We start from the raw sequence: 18,123 nt of genomic DNA, 5'->3' as shown, positions 1-18,123 counted from the left end.
CCACGAGGGTCTCACCGGTATCGCACAGAACGGGCTCACCGCAGGTTCGCCTCGTCGGCACGGAGTCAGATGAGTCAGCAGCGTCACGGAAGCACGCCCGGCGAGGCCGGTGGCGTCCCGGCCTTCCCGGACCTCCCGGAGGCGACCATCGCGCGGCTGCCCGAATATCTGCGCGCCCTCCATCATCTGGCCGAGGCCGGTGCCGAAACGGTATCCAGCGAGGGTCTGGCCGCCGCAGCCGGGGTCAACTCGGCGAAACTGCGCAAGGACCTCTCCCATCTGGGCTCGTACGGCACCCGCGGCGTCGGCTACGACGTCGCCCTGCTCGTCGACCAGATCGAGTACATCCTCGGTCTGGACAAGAACCGCGCCGTCTGCCTGGTCGGGGTCGGCAACCTCGGGCACGCCCTGGCCGGCTACGCCGGGTTCGCCAGCCGTGGCTTCCGGGTCGTGGCGCTCTTCGACGCCGACCGCAAGAAGGTCGGCGAGGTGATCAACGGCATGGCCGTGCGCCACATCGACGACCTGGCCCGGCTCGCCGCCGAGGAGTCGATCGCGATCGGGGTCATCGCCACCCCGCCCACCGCCGCGCAGACCGTCGCCGACCTGCTGGTCGCCGCCGGTGTGACAAGCATCCTGAACTTCGCGCCATGCGTGCTGTCGGTCCCGCCGAACGTCGATGTGCGCAAGGTGGATCTCGCCATCGAGTTGCAGATCCTCTCGTTCCACGAACACCGTAAGGCGTCCCTGACCGCCCTTCCCGGAGGCGGGGAACCCGCGGGTGACCAGGAGGCAGTCGGGTCGTGAATCTCCTCAGCATCGGTGCGTCCTACCGCACCGCCGACGTTTCCGTCCTTGAACGGCTCACCATCGCTTCGGCCCAGATCCCGGAGATCCTGCAGAAACTCGTCGCCCAGCCGTACGTGAGCGAGGCCGTGCTGGTCTCCACCTGCAACCGCGTCGAGGTGTACGCCGCGGTCAGCGGGTTCCACGGCGGCCTCGGCGACATCTGCAACGTGCTCTCCCAGACCTCCGGCATCCCGGCCACCGAGCTGGCCGGCCACCTGTACGTGCACTACGGCGAGGCCGCGGTCCGGCACTCGTTCCGGGTCTCCTCCGGGCTCGAGTCGATGGTGGTCGGCGAGGCGCAGATCCTCGGGCAGCTGCGTGACGCCTACCACGCGGCCACCGAGTCGGACTCGGCCGGCCGGCTGCTGCACGAGCTGATGCAGCAGGCGCTGCGGGTCGGCAAGCGGGCGCACGCCGAGACCGGCATCGACAAGGCCGGCCAGAGCGTCGTCACGGCCGCCCTGGAGGTGGCCGCCGACCACCTCGGCGGGCCGCTCGCCGGGCGGTCCGCGTTGGTCGTCGGGGCCGGCGCGATGGGCTCGCTGTCGGTGGCCACGCTCACCCGGACCGGGGTCGGCCCGCTGCGGATCACCAACCGCAGCGCGTCGCGCGCCGACCGGCTGGCCGAGCTGTACGGCGCCACCGCGGTGCCGCTGTCCGCCCTGCACGACGAGCTGCGCACGGTCGACCTGGTGGTCAGCGCCACCGCGTCCACCGAGCCGCTGCTCACCCGGGACGTGCTCAGCGCCGCCCTGGCCGCCCGCACCCAGGCCGACCCGCTGGTCGTGCTCGACCTCGCCGTGCCGCGCGACGTGGCCCCGGACGCGGCCGGTCTGCCCGGCCTGTTCGTGGTCGACATCGACTCGCTGGCCACCAGCCGGCGGTCCGCCCCGGCCGCCGCCGAGACCGCCGCGGTCGAGCAGATCGTCAGCGGCGAGGTGGACAACTTCCTCGGCTGGATGCGCGGCGCCGAGGTCGCGCCGACCGTGGCCGCCCTGCGCACCCGGGCGGAGGAGGTGGTCACCGCCGAGATGCGCAGGCTCCTCGGCCGGCGGCCGGAATTCACCGAGGAGCAGCGGGCCGACGTTTCCCGTACATTGCACCGGGTCGTCCAGCAGATCCTGCACCAGCCCACGGTGCGGGTGCGGCAGCTGGCCGCCGAGCCGGGCGGCGATCAGTACGCCGCCCTGCTGCGCGAGCTGTTCGACCTGGACGTCCCCCTGGCCACCCACGCCGACGCGGTACCCGAGATCGGAGGAAAACCGTGACCAGTGTCAAGCCGCTGCGCCTCGGTACTCGGGGCAGCAAGCTCGCGCTCACCCAGTCGCAGATGGTCGCCGACGAGCTGACCCTGGCCACCGGCCGGGCCGTCGAGCTGGTCCGGATCGTCACGCCCGGTGACACCTCGTCCGCGCCGGTCGCCCAGCTCGGGGTCGGCGTGTTCGTCTCGGCGCTGCGGGACGCGCTGGTGGCCGGCGAGATCGACTTCGCCGTCCACTCGTACAAGGACCTGCCCACCGCCGAGCACCCGCGGCTGACGATCCCGGCGATTCCCCGCCGGGAGGACCCGCACGACGTCCTGGTCGCCCGGGACGGCCGCGGCCTGGCCGACCTGCCGCCCGGCTCACTGGTCGGCACCGGGGCCGTGCGGCGCATCGCCCAGCTTCGCGCGCTCGGCCTGGAGTTGCAGGTCACGCCGATCCGGGGCAACATCGACACCCGCATCGCGCGGGTTCTCGGCCCGGACGCCGACCTCGACGCGGTGATCCTGGCCCGGGCCGGCATCGCCCGGATCGGCCGGACCGCCGACATCACCCAGACGCTGGACCCGATGCTCATGCTGCCCGCCCCCGCCCAGGGTGCGCTGGCGGTCGAGTGCCGGTCCGGCGACGCTGACCTGGTCGAGCTGCTGGCCACGCTCGACCACGCACCGACCCGGGCCGCCGTCGTGGCGGAACGGGCGCTGCTGGCCACGCTGGAGGCCGGGTGTGCCGCCCCGGTCGCCGCATATGCCCGCCTCGTCCGGGGCAGGCATGCCGGCTCGGCCCCCGAGGACGGGCGCGGCGAGGAGATGATTCACCTGCGCGGTGCGGTGATCAGCCCGGATGGGGTTCGAGCCATCCGGCTGTCGCGCACCGGAACGCCCGCCGGGGCGGCGGAGATCGGCAAGGCACTCGCCGCCGATCTCCTCGACGCCGGCGCCGATACCCTGATGGGGAGCACAGAATGACCACCCGCACCGCCCGTAAGCCAGCCGGACGCATCGCGTTCATCGGCGCCGGACCCGGCGACCCGGAGCTGCTTACCCGCCGCGCGTACGCCGCGTTGACCGATGCCGACCAGGTGGTCCACGACCGGGGCGTACCCGAGTCGCTGCTGGCCGCGGTCCGCGCGGACGCCAAACCCGACGCGCAGTTCAGCCCGGCCGAGGGCGCCCCCGGCGACGTGGCCAAGGTGCTGCTCTCCGCCGCCAAGTCCGGGCTGTCCGCCGTCCACCTGGTGGCCGGCGACCCGTTCGGCCACGAGTCGGTGGTCAAGGAGGTGCAGGCGGTCGCCCGGACCGCGGTGCACTTCGAGGTGATCCCGGGCATCGGGCAGGCCGAGGGTGTCGCCGCGTACGCCGGCGTGCCGCTGCCCGGCGTGCGGATCGCCGCCGACGTCGACGACGTCACCTCGCTCGACTTCGACGCGCTGGCCGGCGCGGCCCAGAAGGGCTCGTTCGCGGTCGCCGTGGACGCCGGCGACCTCGCCGCGGTCCGCGACGGGCTGCTCGCGGCCGGCGTCGAACCGGGTGTCCCGGTCGCGGTGACCGGCGACGGCACCGGCGAGACGCAGTACACCACCACCTCGACGGTGGACAGCTTCGTGGCCGCCGCGCTCGGCTTCACCGGCCGGGTGGTGCTCACCGTCGGGGCCGAGGTCGCCGAGCGGGACGCGATGAGCTGGTGGGAGAACCGCCCGCTGTACGGCTGGAAGGTCCTGGTCCCGCGGACCAAGGAGCAGGCCGGCGCGATGAGCGCGCGGCTGCGGGCGTACGGCGCCATCCCGTGCGAGGTGCCGACCATCGCGGTCGAGCCGCCGCGCACCCCGGCGCAGATGGAGCGCGCGGTCAAGGGCCTGGTCGACGGCCGCTACGCCTGGGTGGTGTTCACCTCGGTGAACGCCGTCCGCGCGGTCTGGGAGAAATTCGCCGAGCACGGCCTCGACGCCCGTCACTTCGGCGGTGTGAAGATCGCCTGCATCGGGGAGGCCACCGCCGAGGCGGTCCGCGACTTCGGCATCCAGCCCGAGCTGATCCCGGCCGGCGAGCAGTCCAGCGAGGGCCTGCTGGCCGAGTTCTCGCCGCACGACGAGATCCTCGACCCGGTCGGCCGGGTGCTGCTGCCGCGCGCCGACATCGCCACCGAGACCCTGGCCGCCGGCCTGATCGAGCGGGGCTGGGAGGTGGACGACGTGACCGCGTACCGGACGGTGCGGGCCGCGCCGCCGCCGGCCGAGATCCGCGACGCGATCAAGTCCGGGGGCTTCGACGCGGTGCTGTTCACCTCGTCCTCCACGGTCCGCAACCTGGTCGGCATCGCCGGCAAGCCGCACGCCCGCACGGTCGTCGCGGTGATCGGGCCGAAAACCGCGGAGACCGCGGTCGAGTTCGGCCTGCGGGTCGACACCCAGCCGCAGAACGCCTCGGTGCCGGACCTGGTCGAGGCGCTCGCCGAATACGCCCTGGAGCTGCGCGAGAAACTGGCGGCGATGCCCGCCAAGCAGCGCCGCGGCTCGAAGGTGCAGGGCCCGACGGCCCTCCGATTCCGCTGATGTGGTGACAAGCGCGCCGGGGATGTCCCCCGGCGCGCTTTCGTTTTTAGGGAGCTCCGATGTCCTTCCCCGACATCCGCCCGCGCCGGCTGCGGCGCACCCCGGCCATCCGCCGCCTGGTCGCGGAGACCCGGCTCGCGCCCTCCGAGCTGATCCTGCCGCTGTTCCTCAAGGACGGCATCAACGAGCCGAAACCGATCAGTTCGCTCCCCGGCGTCGTGCAACACAGCCGGGAGTCGCTGCTGAAGGCCGCCCACGAGGCGGTCAGCGCCGGCGTCGGCGGCCTGATGCTCTTCGGCGTGCCGGACAACGCCGACAAGGACGAGACCGGTGCGGCCGGACTCGACCCGGACGGCATCCTCAACGTCGGCCTGCGCGACCTGCGGGCCGAGTTCGGCGACGCCACGGTGATCATGGGCGACCTCTGCCTCGACGAGTTCACCTCGCACGGGCACTGCGGGGTGCTGGCCCCGGACGGTTCGGTCGACAACGACGCCACGCTGGAGATCTACGGCCGGATGGCGGTCGCCCAGGCCGAGGCCGGCGCCCACATGGTCGGCCCGTCCGGGATGATGGACGGCCAGATCGGGGTGGTCCGCAGGGCCCTGGACGCGGCCGGGCACCAGGACGTCTCGATCCTGGCGTACTCGGCCAAGTACGCGGGCGCGTTCTACGGCCCGTTCCGGGAGGCCGTGGAGTCCACCCTGCAGGGCGACCGGCGGCAGTACCAGCAGGACCCGCCGAACCTGCGGGAGGCGCTGCGCGAGGTCGACCTCGACGTCGCCGAGGGCGCGGACATCGTGATGGTGAAGCCGGCGCTGCCCTACCTCGACGTGATCGCCGCGATCCGTGAGCGGGTCACCGTCCCGGTCGCCGCGTACCAGGTCTCCGGGGAGTACTCGATGGTCGAGGCGGCCGCCGCCAACGGCTGGATCGACCGCGAACGCACCATCCTGGAAACCCTCACCTCGATCAAGCGCGCCGGCGCCCAGATCACCCTCACCTACTGGGCCACCGAGGTCGCGAAGATGTTGCGATGAGGCAGCAGGGCAAAATCAGGTTCAAAGGCATATATACGCAGGTCCGCCGGGGTGCAGACCGTATGCTCCCGCGCGGGCCGAGGCCGGCGATCTGGCCGCTGCGCGTCCAGAGCGATCGCCGCCCTCTAATGAGTGCTAGGAGCTGCCGGATCCGGCAAGCTTCTGGTGGGTAGGTAGCCGCCGGCGGATGAGCACTGACGTCCTCTGAACGTGGGAGTTCTTAGTGAAGACCGTGCCGCCGCCGGTCGGCTGGGAGAACAGAATCGCTGATGGGATGTCGTGCCTTTGAGCACTGGTTCATTAGGTCGCTGATGGTTCTCCTGCCGGCTGCAGGCCCGCGTCGTTGCTGGTCGTGGACGGGAGAGCGTGTTGCTGTTCGTGGGTGATGACTGGGCCGAGGACCATCACGACGTCGAGTTGATGGATGGTTCGGGGCGGCGGCTGGCCAAGGCGCGGTTGCCGGAGGGTGTGGCGGGTATCGCCCGGCTGCACGCGATGATCGGCGAGCATCTCGGCGAGGCCGACAGTGAGTCGGCGCAGGTCAAGATCGGGATTGAGACCGATCGAGGGCTGTGGGTGCAGGCGTTGATCGCCGCGGGCTACACGGTGTTCGCGGTGAATCCGTTGCAGGCCTCGCGGTATCGGGAACGCCTCGCGGTGTCCGGGGCCAAGAGTGACGCCGCGGACGCGCACATGCTGGCCGACATGGTCCGCACCGACTCGCACCAGCTGCGTGCGATGGCCGGGGACAGCCCGGACGCCGAGGCGATCAAGGTCGTCTCCCGGATGCACAAAACCATGATCTGGGAACGTGACCGGGCGGTGCTACGGCTGCGGCACGCGCTGCGCGACTATTTCCCGGCCGCCCTGGCCGCGTTCGACGACCTCGACGCCGCCGACAGCCTCGAACTGCTGGGCAAGGCGCCCGAGCCGGCCGCCGCGGCCCGGCTGAGCCTGACTCAGATCAGCGCCGCCCTCAAACGCGCCCGCCGCCGCGGTGACCTCACCGCCAAAGCCACCGCGATCCAGACGGTGCTACGCACCGGACACCTGGGTCAGCCGGCCGTGGTCGCCACCGCCTACGCGGCCACGACTCGTTCGCTGGTCGCGCTGCTGCTGACCCTCAACGAGCAGATCGCCGTCCTGCAACAGGAGGTCGAGGCCCATTTTGGCCGGCACCCGGACGCTGAGATCATCCTGTCCCAGCCGGGACTCGGTGCTGTTCTCGGCGCCCGGGTGCTTGCCGAGTTCGGCGACTACCACGCCCGCTACGCCAGCGCGAAAGCCCGCAAGAACTACGCCGCGACCAGCCCGCTCACCCGCGCCTCCGGCAAGAAAAAGATCGTCATGGCCCGCTAGGTGCACAACGACCGGCTCGCCGACGCCCTGCAGGGCCAAGCCTTCACCGCGCTACGCGCCTCACCCGGCGCCCGCGCCTACTACGACAGGCAACGCACCCGCGGCATCGGCCACCGACCCGCCCTGCGACAACTCGCCAACCGCCTCGTCGGCATCCTCCACGGATGCCTCAAAACCAGCACCCCCTACAACGAAACCACCGCCTGGGCACACCACCTCGACCAAGCCGCTTGACACCCCTGGCACATGGGATGTCTTCACTGTCCGCGGTCGGTCACCGAAACCCCACTTCATTGATCGGCAGGTCCCAGGCGGCGGACCAGGTCGCCGACGTCGGCGATGTATTCGTACCAGTCACGGTCGGACTGGTAGCCCAGCTCGGCGTTGACCTTGAGCATGGATTCGTTGTGCTGCGCGTTCCAGGTCTGGACCTGGCGCAGGCCTGACTCGGCGGCGCGCAGCTCGAACAGCATCCGGGCCTTGATGGCGCGGTCGATGCCGTAGCCGCGGTGCTCGCGCACCACGATCGTGTCGTACTGGTCGGCGCGCTCCGGGTGCTGGGCCGGGACGACCACCTCGGTCAGCCCGGCGACCGAGCCGGTCGACTCGTGGATGGCCAGCACGATGTACGGCTTGAGGCCGCGCCGGTGCAGCGTGTCGAGAGACTCGCGGAGCCGCTCCGGATCCGAGGAGCGGGGCGTCAGGTCCAGATCGTCGTCGTCGGTCTGGGCCTGCGCCTTGGCCCTCGCATACGCCTCGAGCAGCGGGGCGGGCGGGCCGCCCGGGTGATACTCCACCCGGTAGCCGCTGCTGATGCCGCTGGCCATGGTGCCCAGCGTGGCCCAGTCGACGGTGTCCAGACTCAGGACGGAACGGGTCTCCACATACTCCCGCTCGAAACCCAGCGACTCGTAGAAGGCGATCGCCGGGGTGCCGCCGATCGCCTCCACCCCGATCGAGGAGAAACCCTCCAGGTACGCCCGGCGGGCGGCCACCCCGAGCAGTTCCCGGCCCAGCCCGCGGCGGCGCAACTGCGGCTTGACCAGGATTTCGAGCACGCCGATGTCGCCCAGCAGCAGAATGCTGACCAGGGCGTAGATCTCGCTCTCCCCCTCCGGGAGCCGATCGTCCTCAGCGACCCAGCAGATCCGCCGCTCGCCGGGCATGGTCTCGGCGAGATAGTCCCTGACCTGCACGTCCCGCCAGGGTGGATCGTCGGGGAGGTCGGTCGCCAGCACCGCGTTGACCGTCTCCACCAGGGAGTGGACCTCGGCCGCGGACGCGGAGCGGGGATCCCATTCACGCACCCTCACCCGTACATCGTGCCGTGCAGCGGACTCACAGGGAAGTGCTGACCACGCAAAAGTACGCATCCCCTCACCGAGCGTCGCCACTCCCCGATGTCGCGTACCCGCCTGTCAGCGCGGCGGCGGCGTGGACCGGCAGCGTCAGGAGCGGCTCTTCTGGCCGTACTGGTTGGCGGCGTCGAAGATCTTCTGAGCCGAGGGGCGGAGCGCGCCGTAGTTCAGCACCGCGTCCCACCAGGCATCGGCCCGGGCCAGGTTGCGGATGCTGCCGTGGGCGTCCCTGCACAGCGACGAGGCGGCGGCCAGCGCGGCATCGTCGATGTCGTTGATGTCGGCGACCCCGTTGCGGTCGGCGTCCACCGCGTTCGCCCGCCAGGCGCTCGGGATCATCTTCATCGGGCCGACCTCCCGGTCGAACGCCGGATCCTGGTCGATCGTGCCCTGATCGGTGTCCCGGACCAGGGGCCGCCCGCCCTGCCCGTCCAGCGGCAGGCCGTAGATCGTCGGTTGCGCCACCCCGTCCACCCCGAGGACCGCCCCGTTGGCGCTGCCGTGCCCGGACGCCACCTTGCCGATCGCGGCCAGCGTCGTCCAGTTCAGCCGGCAGGTCGGCGTGGTCTGCGTGGTGACCAGTTCGGCATACCCGTACGCCTGGACGGCCACCACCGGGATGCCGACCTTGTCCGCGGTCGCCTGTGCCCAGCCGGCCAGGGCGTCGGCCGGCCGTGCGCCGGTGCCGACCCCGTTGTTGATCCCGGTCCCGGTGCCCGGGCCGGTGCCCGTGCCCAGGCCGGTCCCGAGGCCCGGGGTGCCGGTGGTGGGCAGGCCGAACCCGGTGGCCGGCGCCCCCGGGAAGCCCGGGATGCCGGCCGGGGGAGCGGAGAACCCGCCGCCGGGGATCCCGTACGGGTCGCTGGCCGACGGCGCCGGCACCGCACCCGCACCACCGAGCGCCGCGCTCGCACTCGGCGCCGGATCGGCCTCCAGCGCCCGCGGGACCAGATAGACCCCGGCGGAGCCGGCCAGACCGATCAGCAGCAGAGCGATGACGCTCGGGATGATCACGCGCCCGCTGGGCCGCCTGGCCCACGCACCCACGGCACGCCCACCGCGGCCCGCCAGCCCGAGCGATCGCCGCACCAGCCCGCGCCGGCCCGCCGCGGCCGCTCCCGAAGCAGCGGCCGCGTCCTTTCCCTCTGCAGCCTTCTCCGGCGTGGCCACGTCGCCGCCCGCGGCCTTGGCAGCCGCGTCAGCGGTCCTGTCCGTAGCTTTGTCACCGGCGCCGGCACCGCTGTCGGCACCGGTGCCCTTCGATTCCGCATCCGCGCTGGCGGTCTTGTCGGTTGCTCGGGCATCCGTGCCGGCGGTCTTGTCGGTTGCTCGGGCATCCGTGCCGGCGGTCTTGTCGGTTGCTCGGGCATCCGTGCCGGCGGTCTTGTCGGTTGCTCGGGCATCCGCGCTGGCGGTCTTGTCGGTTGCTCGGGCATCCGTGCCGGCGGTCTTGTCGGTTGCTCGGGCATCCGTGCCGGCGGTCTTGTCGGCTGCTCCGGCATCCGGTCCAGCCGTTTTGTCCGGCTTGTCGCCGGTCTCGGCGGCACCCTCCGCGTCGGTACCCTTGTCCGCGCGGACCGATTTGTCCGGAACGGGGATCGCCGAAGCGGATGCCGCACCGGAACCGGCCAGCGGGCCGCCCTGATGCGGCGCCGCCGCCCGCAACTCCGGCCGCTCTGCTGGGATCTTCGGTGCCTCCGCCACGCGTCCGACCCTACCGGGCCGCGCCCACCGCCGGGGAAATCGCCGGCGCCCTGTGGACAACCTCCGAGCGAACGGGCTCTACGCTGGCCCGATGCCGCGTTATGACTACCGCTGCCGCGCCTGCGGTGCCACCTTCGAGCTGAACCGTCCGATGCGCGAGGCCGGCGATCCGGCCACCTGTCCGCATGGCCACGGCGACACGGTGAAGCTGCTGTCCACTGTCGCCGTCACGGGCCGTGGCGGCGCCGCTCCGGCGGGCGGCGGCGGTGGCGGCTGCTGTGGCGGCGGTTGCGGCTGCTGACCCCGACCGGTCGAAGTTTCCGGTGAACGCGCGACCGCCCCTGAGGAAACGGTGTAGTCCGTAAGAGTGATCTGCCTCACTCCTTACCTCAAACCCTTCGATACCGCCCGTGCGACCACATTGACCACCAACCACCTGTCCACTATCACCCAACGTAAGGATCACCGGACCCTTCGCCGACAAATCTGCCCAGCTCACGGCCGTTTTCCCGAGTGATGAGACAACACGTACGGGTACATCCGAACGGTCCGGCGGTTTTGGCCGACTGCGTCGTTTCCGCGTTCGATCTCTTTCGTTACGACACGCGTAGTCCCGTATGCCGACGTCGATCCCGGATTTGATGATGTCCTCCGTAAGGGGTCGGCCGTGGCGGGAACATGGTTACCGTCCGTTTCTACGATGGGCGGTGACTCTGAGATACGTCAGCATGAGTCGCGACTTCCCAAAGGGGGCGGAGGTTCAACCGTGTCGGGACGGCTCGAGCTACCCAGTGGCCTCGTGACCTTTATGTTCACTGACATAGAGGGGTCTACACGACTGGCCCGGATGCTCGGTGACACCTATCGCGCTGTGCTGAACGCACATCGCTCAGTGTTACGTGCGGCGCTGAGCGACTTCGGTGGTGTGGAGCTCCTCACCGAGGGTGATTCGTTCTTCGTGGCGTTCGACAACGCCGACGCCGCTCTGGCGGCCTGTGTGGAGGCGCAGCGGCGGCTGGCCGCCCATCCCTGGCCGCGGGAGGACGCCGTGCCGCGAGTCCGGATGGGACTGCACACCGGCCGGGCCACCCCGATCGGCACCGAGTACGCCAGCGCCGAGGTGCACCGGGCCGCCCGGGTCGCCGCCGCCGCCCACGGTGGCCAGGTGCTCTGTTCGGAGGCGACCGCGCTCGCGGTCACCGCCACCTATGCCACCTCGGGACACGGCCGGGTCGCGACGGCGGCCGCGGCGACGCTGGCCACCGTGGACCTGCTCGACCTGGGCGCGTTCCGGCTGCGGGGCTTCGACGACGCCGAGCGGATCTTCCAGGTGGTCGCGCCGGGGCTGGACCGGGAGTTCCCCCGCCCGCGGACCGCGGAGGCGCCGCGGCACAATTTGCCGGCCGCGCACAGCTCGTTCGTCGGGCGCCAGGCGGAGTGCGCCGAGCTGGCCGAGCTGGTCGGCCGGCACCGGCTGGTCAGCGTGGTGGGCCCGGGCGGGGCCGGCAAGACACGGCTGAGTCTGGCCGTGGGCGAGCAGGTGGTCGACGCGTACCCCGGCGGGGTCTGGACGATCGACGCGGTGAGCGCGGCCGGTGGCCTGCCCGCCGCCCTGGTCGCGGCGCTGGGGCTGCGGCCGGAGCCCGGCCGCCAGGCGATCGAGACGGTGCTGGAGCAGTGCGGCGAGCGCCGGATGCTGGTCATCCTGCAGACCTGTGACGCCGCGCCGGGGCTGACCGCGGCGCTGGCGCACCGGCTGCTGTCCCGCTGCCCGCGGATGGATGTGCTGACCACCGGCCGGGCGCCGCTGGGCCTGGCCGGGGAGACCGTGTGGCGGATCCCGCCGATGGCCCCGGCTGACGCGTTCGCCCTGCTCAAGGAGCGGGCCACGGCGGCTCGTGGCGGGCGGCGCAGTGACGACGACACCGCGCTGGCCGAGCTGGCCGCCCGGCTGGAAGGTTCGCCGCTGGCGATCGAGCTGGCCGCCGCCCGGCTGCGGCTGTTGCCGGCCGAACTGCTGGCCCGGCGGCTGGACGATCCGATCGGTGCGCTGGACGGGGACGCCTGCGGCGAGGGCCGGCACGCCAGCCTGCACAACAACCTGGAATGGTCGTACCGGAGCCTGGGCAGCCGGGCCGCCGAGCTGCTGCATCGGCTGGCGGTCTTCGCCGGCCCGGTCGATCTGGCCACCGTCGACTGGTGCGGCGAGGGCGCTCTCAGCGCGCTCTCCGAGCTGGCCGAGAAGTCGCTGATCGAGGTGGTGCCGGGGCCGCGCTACCGGATGTCCGGGCACGTCCGGTCGTACGCGTTGCGCCGCCTCGCCGCCACCGGTGACGAGACGTCCGTGCGGGATCGGCATCTGGCCTGGTCGCTGGAGATGCTGTCGGCGGTGGCGGTGGACACCGACGGGCAGCCGCGGACCGTGTCGCTCACCGATCTGGGGCCGTTCGTGCCGGAGTGGCAGGCCGCGCTGCGCTGGGCGGCCCGCTGCGGGGACGTGTCCGCCGGCCTGCGCCTGGCCGCGGCGCTGAGTCCCTGGTGGCGGGAGCACGGCGGGGCCGGGGAGGGGCGGGACCTGCTCAGCCGGCTCGGCGAACGGGACGGCGCCGAAGCCGATCCGACGGAGCTGGCCCGGTCGTACCTGATCCACGCCGACCTGACCGGCGACCGCGCGGAGCGGGACGACCTCCTGCGGCGTGCCGAGCAGGCGGCCCGGCGGGCCGGCAACGCGGCGCTGCTGGTCCGGGCGCTGGGCGGCCGGCGGATCCCGCTGGACGAGCGTGCCGACGAGGCGGCGGAGAGCGGCTGTCGTGCGGTGATCGCCGAGGCGGAACGGACCGGGGTGGTCACCGAGTCGCTGCCGGCCGTGCTGGCGCTGGCCGAGCTCTACTGGCGGCGGGGTGCGCTGACCGAGGCGGCCGAGCTGCTCGGCGGCGCCCGGCAGCTGGAGGCGGGCCGGCCGGAGGACCGTGGCCGGCGGGCCGTGGACTGGCTGCTCGGCATGGTCGCGTTGCGCCGGGGTGACCTGGTGGCCGCGCACGATCACCTGGTGGTGGCGCTGCGCTCCCGGCTGCGGCACGGGTTCCGGGGGGCGGCCGCGGACGCGGTGGCGGCGATCGCGGCCCGCTGCGCGCTGGGCGGCGATCCGGTGACCGCGACGGTGCTGTTCGGCGGAGCGGAGGCGGCGCGCGGGGCGCGCCGCACCGAGTCGTTCGGGAGTTTCTGGTCCGAGCGGCAGGCCGCGTTGCGGCTCGCGCTGGGCGATGCCGCTTTCGATGCCGCGTACGCCGATGGCGCGAACCTGGGTTTCGATCGGATCGTCGCGATGGCGCTGGCCGTCGAGCATCCCGACCTGGAGGACGGGGCGGCGCGCTTCGCGCAGATCGTGCGGTAGCTCAGCCCCGGCGGATCATTCCCGGCACCGATGTGATGTGCATGTCAGTCCCGGCCGTTAGGGTGTGTTCCGTGCAGGCGGTTCTGTGATTCACCTACCGATGGTCCGTCAGGGACCGCTGAAAGCGCTGGCTGTCCGGCTCGCGATGGCGCTCGCGCTGGTGCTGAGCGCGGTGGCGGTCGTCTATGCCGACCGGGGCGGTTACCGCGACGTGAACGGGGACGGCCTGAGCCTCCTCGACTGTTTCTACTACGCGGTGGTCTCGCTCTCCACCACCGGTTACGGCGACATCACCCCGTCGACGCAGGGCGCCCGGCTGGTGAACGTCCTGTTCATCACGCCCGCTCGGGTGCTCTTCCTGATCATCCTGGTCGGTACCACCCTGGAAGTGCTGACCGACCAGTACCGCAGGGGCCTGCGGATCAGCCGGTGGAGGCGGAAGTTGAAGGACCACGTGGTGATCTGCGGGTACGGCACCAAGGGCCGGGCCGCGGTCGACGCGCTGCTGGAGACCGGCTACGACAAGTCCCGCATCGTGATCGTGGAGAACCGGGAGGCCGCCGTCCGGCAGGCCACCGCGAACGGCTTCGTGGTGATCGAGGGCAACGCCACCCGCTCCTCGGTGCTGCTCGAGGCGGACATCAAGAACTGCAAGTCGGTGATCATCGCGACCGATCAGGACGAGGCATCGGTGCTGATCACGCTGACCGTGCGGCAGCTGACCGCGGGCCAGGTGCGGATCATTGCAGCGGTCCGCGAGCAGGAGAACGCGGCGCTGCTCAAGCAGTCCGGCGCGCACCACGTGATCGTCTCGTCGTCCACCGCGGGCCGGCTGCTGGGCCTGACCACGACCGCGCCGCCGTTGATCGACGTGGTGGAGGACCTGCTCACCCCCGGGCAGGGGATGGCGCTGGCGATGCGCTCGGCGGAGCGGGCCGAGGTGGGCCGTAACCCGCGGGAGCTGCCGACGCTGGTGGTGGCGCTGATCCGGCGGGGCAAGGTACTGCCGCTCGGCGGGGAGCAGGCGGTCACCATCGAGACCGGCGACCTGCTGGTCTACATCCGCGACGACGCCAGCACCGCGGCCGGCGTCACCGTCTGACTTCGGCGCCGGAGCAGGGTGGCGGCACCGTCTGACCGCGGCGCCGGAGCAGGGTGGCGGCACCGTCTGACCGCGGCGCCGGGGAAGAGGCGGCCGCGGTCGGACGGCGTACGGCCTAGATGATGGTCCAGGTGTCGGCGGCGTTGAGGAGATCGGCGAGCATCTCCTCGGGCGTGCCGGTGGCCTGGGCCTGAGCGTCGATCAGCTGCTTGCGGACGATCTCGTCGTAGGACGGCCGCCGGACGTCCCGGAAGACGCCGATCGGCGTGGTGTTCAGGTCGGAGCCGGAGAGCCGGGTCAGCGCGAACGCGTACGCCGGGTCCTCCACCGTCGCGTCGTGCACGATCGGCGTGCCGCCCTGCTGGACGCACAACCCGAAGCTGCCCTCGGGATGGACGACCGAGTAGTCGCCGAAGGTGATCGGCTGTCCCTGTTCCAGCCGGATCAGGTGCTCGTCCCGGGTGTCCGCGTCCTTGATCAGGTCGAACGCGCCGTCGTTGAAGATGTTGCAGTTCTGGTAGATCTCGACGAACGCCGAGCCCTCGTGCGCGGCCGCGGCCCGCAGCACCGACTGCAGGTGCTTGCGGTCCGAGTCGATGGTGCGCGCCACGAAGGTCGCCTCGGCGCCCAGGGCCAGCGACAGCGGGTTGAACGGCGAGTCCGCCGACCCGGCCGGCGTCGACTTGGTGATCTTGCCGAGCTCGGAGGTGGGCGAATACTGGCCCTTGGTGAGCCCGTAGATCCGGTTGTTGAACAGCAGGATCTTCAGGTTGACGTTGCGGCGCAGCGCGTGGATCAGGTGGTTGCCGCCGATCGAGAGCGCGTCGCCGTCGCCGGTGACCACCCAGACGCTCAGGTCGGGGCGGGACGCGGACAGGCCGGTGGCGATCGCCGGGGCGCGGCCGTGGATCGAGTGCATCCCGTAGGTGTTCATGTAGTACGGGAAGCGGGACGAGCAGCCGATCCCGGAGACGAAGACGATGTTCTCCCGGGGGATGCCGAGCTCGGGCATGAAGCCCTGCACGGCGGCCAGGATCGCGTAGTCCCCGCAGCCCGGGCACCAGCGCACCTCCTGGTCGGACTTGAAGTCCTTGGCGGTCAGCGTCAGCGGTTCACCCATTCTTGACCACGTCCTCCAGCATGCTCTCCAGCGTGGCGGCGGTGAACGGCAGGCCGCTGACCTGGTTGAACGGAACCGCGTCGACCAGATATCTGGCCCGGATCACGTGGGCGAGCTGCCCCAGGTTCATCTCCGGGATGACCACCTTGTCGTACGATTTCAGCACCTCGCCCAGGTTGTCGGGCAGCGGCGACAGGTGTCGCAGGTGCGCCTGCGCGATCGTGAGGCCCCGCTGGCGCAGCGCCCGGCAGGCCGCCCCGATCGGGCCGTAGGTGGAGCCCCAGCCCAGCACCAGCACCCGGGCGGCCTCCGACGGGTCCTCGACGTCCACGTCCGGCACCGGGATCGCCTCGATGCGGGCGGCCCTGGTTCGTACCATGAATTCGTGGTTCGCCGGGTCGTATGAGATGTCGCCGGTCCGGTCGGCCTTCTCCAGGCCGCCGATCCGGTGTTCGAGCCCCGGCGTGCCGGGGACCGCCCACGGCCGCGCGAGCGTCTCGGGGTCGCGGAGGTAGGGCAGGAACCTGCCGTCCGGCGCGTTCGGTGTGGTGGTGAACTCGACGGTCAGGTCGGGCAGCTCGTCGATCGAGGGCAGCAGCCACGGCTCCGAACCGTTCGCCACGTAGTTGTCGGAGAGCAGGATGACCGGGGTGCGGTAGGTCAGCGCGATCCGCGCCGCCTCCAACGCGGCGTGGAAGCAGTCCGACGGGGATTTCGGCGCCACCACCGCGAGCGGCGCCTCGCCGTGCCGACCGTACAGCGCCATGTTCAGGTCGGCCTGCTCGGTCTTGGTCGGCATGCCGGTCGACGGACCGGCCCGCTGCACGTCGACGATGACCAGCGGCAGCTCCAGCGCGATCGCCAGCGAGATGGTCTCGCCCTTGAGCGCCACGCCGGGCCCGGAGGTGGTGGTGACCCCCAGGGCGCCGCCGTACGCCGCGCCCAGCGCCGCCCCGACCGCGGCGATCTCGTCCTCGGCCTGCATCGTGGTGACGCCGAACCGCTTGTGCTTGGACAGCTCGTGCAGGATGTCCGAGGCCGGCGTGATCGGATAGGCCCCGAGGAACAGCGGCAGTTTCGACCGGACCGCCGCGGCCACCAGTCCGAGCGCGAGCGCCTGGTTGCCGGTGATGTTGCGGTAGGTGCCGGGCGGCATCCGCGCCGGTTTCACCTCGTAGCGCACCGCGAACGCCTCGGTCGTCTCGCCGTAGTTCCAGCCGGCACGGAACGCGGTCTTGTTCGCCTCGACCAGCTCCGGCCGCTTGGCGAACTTGCGCTCCAGGAATCGCAGGGTGGACTCGAACGGCCGCGAATACATCCAGCTGAGCAGGCCCAGCGCGAACATGTTCTTGGCGCGTTCGGCGTCCTTCTTCGGGATGCCCAGACCGGCCAGCGCACCGACGGTCATCGAGGTGAGCGCGACCGGGTGCACCGCGAAGCCGGCCAGTGAGCCGTCCTCCAGCGGACTGGTCGCGTAGCCCACCTTGGCCAGGTTGCGCTTGGTGAACTCGTCGGTGTTGACGATGACGTCGGCGCCGGCCGGCAGCTCGGACAGGTTCGCCTTGAGCGCGGCGGGGTTCATCGCGACCAGCACGTTCGGCGCGTCACCGGGAGTCAGGATGTCGTAGTCGGCGAAATGCACCTGGAAACTCGACACGCCGGGCAGCGTGCCGGCCGGGGCGCGGATCTCGGCGGGGAAATTCGGCAGGGTGGAGATGTCATTGCCGAGCTGCGCGGTCTCCGAGGTGAACCGGTCACCGGTGAGCTGCATGCCATCGCCCGAGTCGCCGGCGAACCGGATGACGACCCGGTCCAGCTGTTCGACCCGTTTCGGGGGAGCGGCCACGTTCAACCTCCAAAGAGCGCGGGCCGATCGTCACTTCCACAGTACTTCGCCGCCCCTTACGAGGACGGCTCCGGACCGTTGCCCACAGTAGCCATCCACCGCTGCCGTGGGCCAGGGTCTTGGGTAGGCTGCCCCTTCGTGGACGGATATCTCGGCTCGTACGCGGTCCTCGGCCTGGTGCTGGCGGCCGGGGTGCTGCTGTTCGTGGCGGCGTTCGGGGCGAACCGGCTGCTGCGCCCGGCCCGTCCGGCCGAGCCCGCCGGCAAGCGGATCCCGTACGAGTCCGGCATCGACCCGGTCGGCGGCGACTGGGCGCAGGCGCAGATCCGCTACTACGTGTACGCGTACCTTTACGTGCTTTTCGCGGTGGAAGCGGTTTTCCTCTTCCCCTGGGCGGTGATCTTCGATCGGCCGGGTTTCGGCGGCGCCGCGATCGCCGAGATGGGCGTTTTCGTCGCCGTGCTGGCGCTGGGCATCCTCTATGCGTGGCGTAAGAAGATCCTGACCTGGACCTGACGCGACGATCCGGACGGGTGGC

General features: G+C 71.5%; 13 protein-coding genes and 1 pseudogene. 10 read left to right on the top strand and 4 right to left on the bottom strand.

All coding sequences use genetic code 11. The features are described 5' to 3' along the window. The first annotated feature begins 69 nt into the window (after window positions 1–69). From ACSP50_RS38785 to ACSP50_RS38760, 6 genes and pseudogenes are all read left to right on the top strand, one after another. Window positions 70–807, top strand: coding sequence for a redox-sensing transcriptional repressor Rex (locus ACSP50_RS38785; RefSeq protein ID WP_014694800.1), 738 nt, complete (start codon window positions 70–72; stop codon window positions 805–807). Further along, window positions 804–2,117 (top strand): glutamyl-tRNA reductase, encoded by a 1,314-nt coding sequence (locus tag ACSP50_RS38780; RefSeq protein WP_014694799.1) that lies wholly within the window; start codon window positions 804–806, stop codon window positions 2,115–2,117. Before ACSP50_RS38785 ends, ACSP50_RS38780 begins: the two co-directional genes overlap by 4 nt. A gap of 62 nt (window positions 2,118–2,179) precedes the next feature. Continuing rightward, window positions 2,180–3,079 carry a hydroxymethylbilane synthase gene (gene hemC / locus ACSP50_RS38775; protein WP_052311993.1) on the top strand — a complete coding sequence of 300 codons (900 nt, stop codon included), beginning with the start codon at window positions 2,180–2,182 and terminating at the stop codon, window positions 3,077–3,079. Then, complete coding sequence (locus ACSP50_RS38770) at window positions 3,076–4,662, top strand: uroporphyrinogen-III synthase (RefSeq protein WP_014694797.1); 1,587 nt, start codon at window positions 3,076–3,078, stop codon at window positions 4,660–4,662. Before hemC ends, ACSP50_RS38770 begins: the two co-directional genes overlap by 4 nt. Before the next feature lie 59 nt (window positions 4,663–4,721). After that, window positions 4,722–5,702 (top strand): porphobilinogen synthase, encoded by a 981-nt coding sequence (gene hemB / locus ACSP50_RS38765; protein WP_014694796.1) that lies wholly within the window; start codon window positions 4,722–4,724, stop codon window positions 5,700–5,702. A 369-nt stretch (window positions 5,703–6,071) separates the two neighbouring features. Then, a pseudogene (locus ACSP50_RS38760) lies at window positions 6,072–7,295 on the top strand (IS110 family transposase). Between the two features lie 56 nt (window positions 7,296–7,351). Here ACSP50_RS38760 and ACSP50_RS38755 read toward each other — a convergent pair. Beyond that, entirely contained in the window at window positions 7,352–8,374 is a 1,023-nt protein-coding gene (locus tag ACSP50_RS38755; protein ID WP_043513039.1) for a GNAT family N-acetyltransferase, read from the bottom strand. A 135-nt stretch (window positions 8,375–8,509) separates the two neighbouring features. Beyond that, a complete protein-coding gene (locus ACSP50_RS38750) occupies window positions 8,510–10,123 on the bottom strand; it encodes a hypothetical protein (protein ID WP_014694794.1) in 1,614 nt (537 codons plus the stop codon). Window positions 10,124–10,214: 91 nt separating this feature from the next. Here ACSP50_RS38750 and ACSP50_RS38745 point away from each other — a divergent pair, with 91 nt between their 5' ends. From ACSP50_RS38745 to ACSP50_RS38735, 3 genes are all read left to right on the top strand, one after another. Continuing rightward, window positions 10,215–10,424 carry a zinc ribbon domain-containing protein gene (locus tag ACSP50_RS38745; RefSeq protein WP_043516361.1) on the top strand — a complete coding sequence of 70 codons (210 nt, stop codon included), beginning with the start codon at window positions 10,215–10,217 and terminating at the stop codon, window positions 10,422–10,424. Between the two features lie 507 nt (window positions 10,425–10,931). After that, on the top strand, window positions 10,932–13,517 hold the full coding sequence (locus ACSP50_RS38740) for an adenylate/guanylate cyclase domain-containing protein (protein WP_231956804.1): 2,586 nt from the start codon (window positions 10,932–10,934) through the stop codon (window positions 13,515–13,517). Between the two features lie 85 nt (window positions 13,518–13,602). Then, window positions 13,603–14,619 (top strand): TrkA family potassium uptake protein, encoded by a 1,017-nt coding sequence (locus tag ACSP50_RS38735; protein WP_014694792.1) that lies wholly within the window; start codon window positions 13,603–13,605, stop codon window positions 14,617–14,619. Between the two features lie 115 nt (window positions 14,620–14,734). Here the strand turns inward: ACSP50_RS38735 and ACSP50_RS38730 are convergent, their stop codons facing one another. After that, complete coding sequence (locus tag ACSP50_RS38730; RefSeq protein ID WP_014694791.1) at window positions 14,735–15,739, bottom strand: 2-oxoacid:ferredoxin oxidoreductase subunit beta; 1,005 nt, start codon at window positions 15,737–15,739, stop codon at window positions 14,735–14,737. Next, a complete protein-coding gene (locus tag ACSP50_RS38725; RefSeq protein WP_231957083.1) occupies window positions 15,732–17,510 on the bottom strand; it encodes a 2-oxoacid:acceptor oxidoreductase subunit alpha in 1,779 nt (592 codons plus the stop codon). Before ACSP50_RS38725 ends, ACSP50_RS38730 begins: the two co-directional genes overlap by 8 nt. Before the next feature lie 213 nt (window positions 17,511–17,723). Between ACSP50_RS38725 and ndhC the strand changes: the two genes are divergently transcribed. Continuing rightward, window positions 17,724–18,101, top strand: coding sequence for an NADH-quinone oxidoreductase subunit A (gene ndhC / locus ACSP50_RS38720; RefSeq protein WP_014694789.1), 378 nt, complete (start codon window positions 17,724–17,726; stop codon window positions 18,099–18,101). Window positions 18,102–18,123: the final 22 nt, after the last annotated feature.

Origin of the sequence: Actinoplanes sp. SE50/110, from assembly GCF_900119315.1 — a bacterium.
GTDB lineage: Bacteria > Actinomycetota > Actinomycetes > Mycobacteriales > Micromonosporaceae > Actinoplanes.
Note: the sequence above shows the minus strand (reverse complement) of the source record. Positions and strands in the feature narration are given on the sequence as shown.

Bases quoted from the DNA above. Each gene is read 5' to 3' on its own strand.
- ACSP50_RS38745 (WP_043516361.1), top strand. From the start codon at position 10,215: ATGCCGCGTTATGACTACCGCTGCCGCGCCTGCGGTGCCACCTTCGAG.
- ACSP50_RS38730 (WP_014694791.1), bottom strand. From the start codon at position 15,739: ATGGGTGAACCGCTGACGCTGACCGCCAAGGACTTCAAGTCCGACCAG.
- ACSP50_RS38770 (WP_014694797.1), top strand. From the start codon at position 3,076: ATGACCACCCGCACCGCCCGTAAGCCAGCCGGACGCATCGCGTTCATC.
- ACSP50_RS38725 (WP_231957083.1), bottom strand. From the start codon at position 17,510: ATGCAGCTCACCGGTGACCGGTTCACCTCGGAGACCGCGCAGCTCGGC.
- ACSP50_RS38740 (WP_231956804.1), top strand. From the start codon at position 10,932: ATGTTCACTGACATAGAGGGGTCTACACGACTGGCCCGGATGCTCGGT.
- hemB (WP_014694796.1), top strand. From the start codon at position 4,722: ATGTCCTTCCCCGACATCCGCCCGCGCCGGCTGCGGCGCACCCCGGCC.
- hemC (WP_052311993.1), top strand. From the start codon at position 2,180: ATGGTCGCCGACGAGCTGACCCTGGCCACCGGCCGGGCCGTCGAGCTG.
- ACSP50_RS38785 (WP_014694800.1), top strand. From the start codon at position 70: ATGAGTCAGCAGCGTCACGGAAGCACGCCCGGCGAGGCCGGTGGCGTC.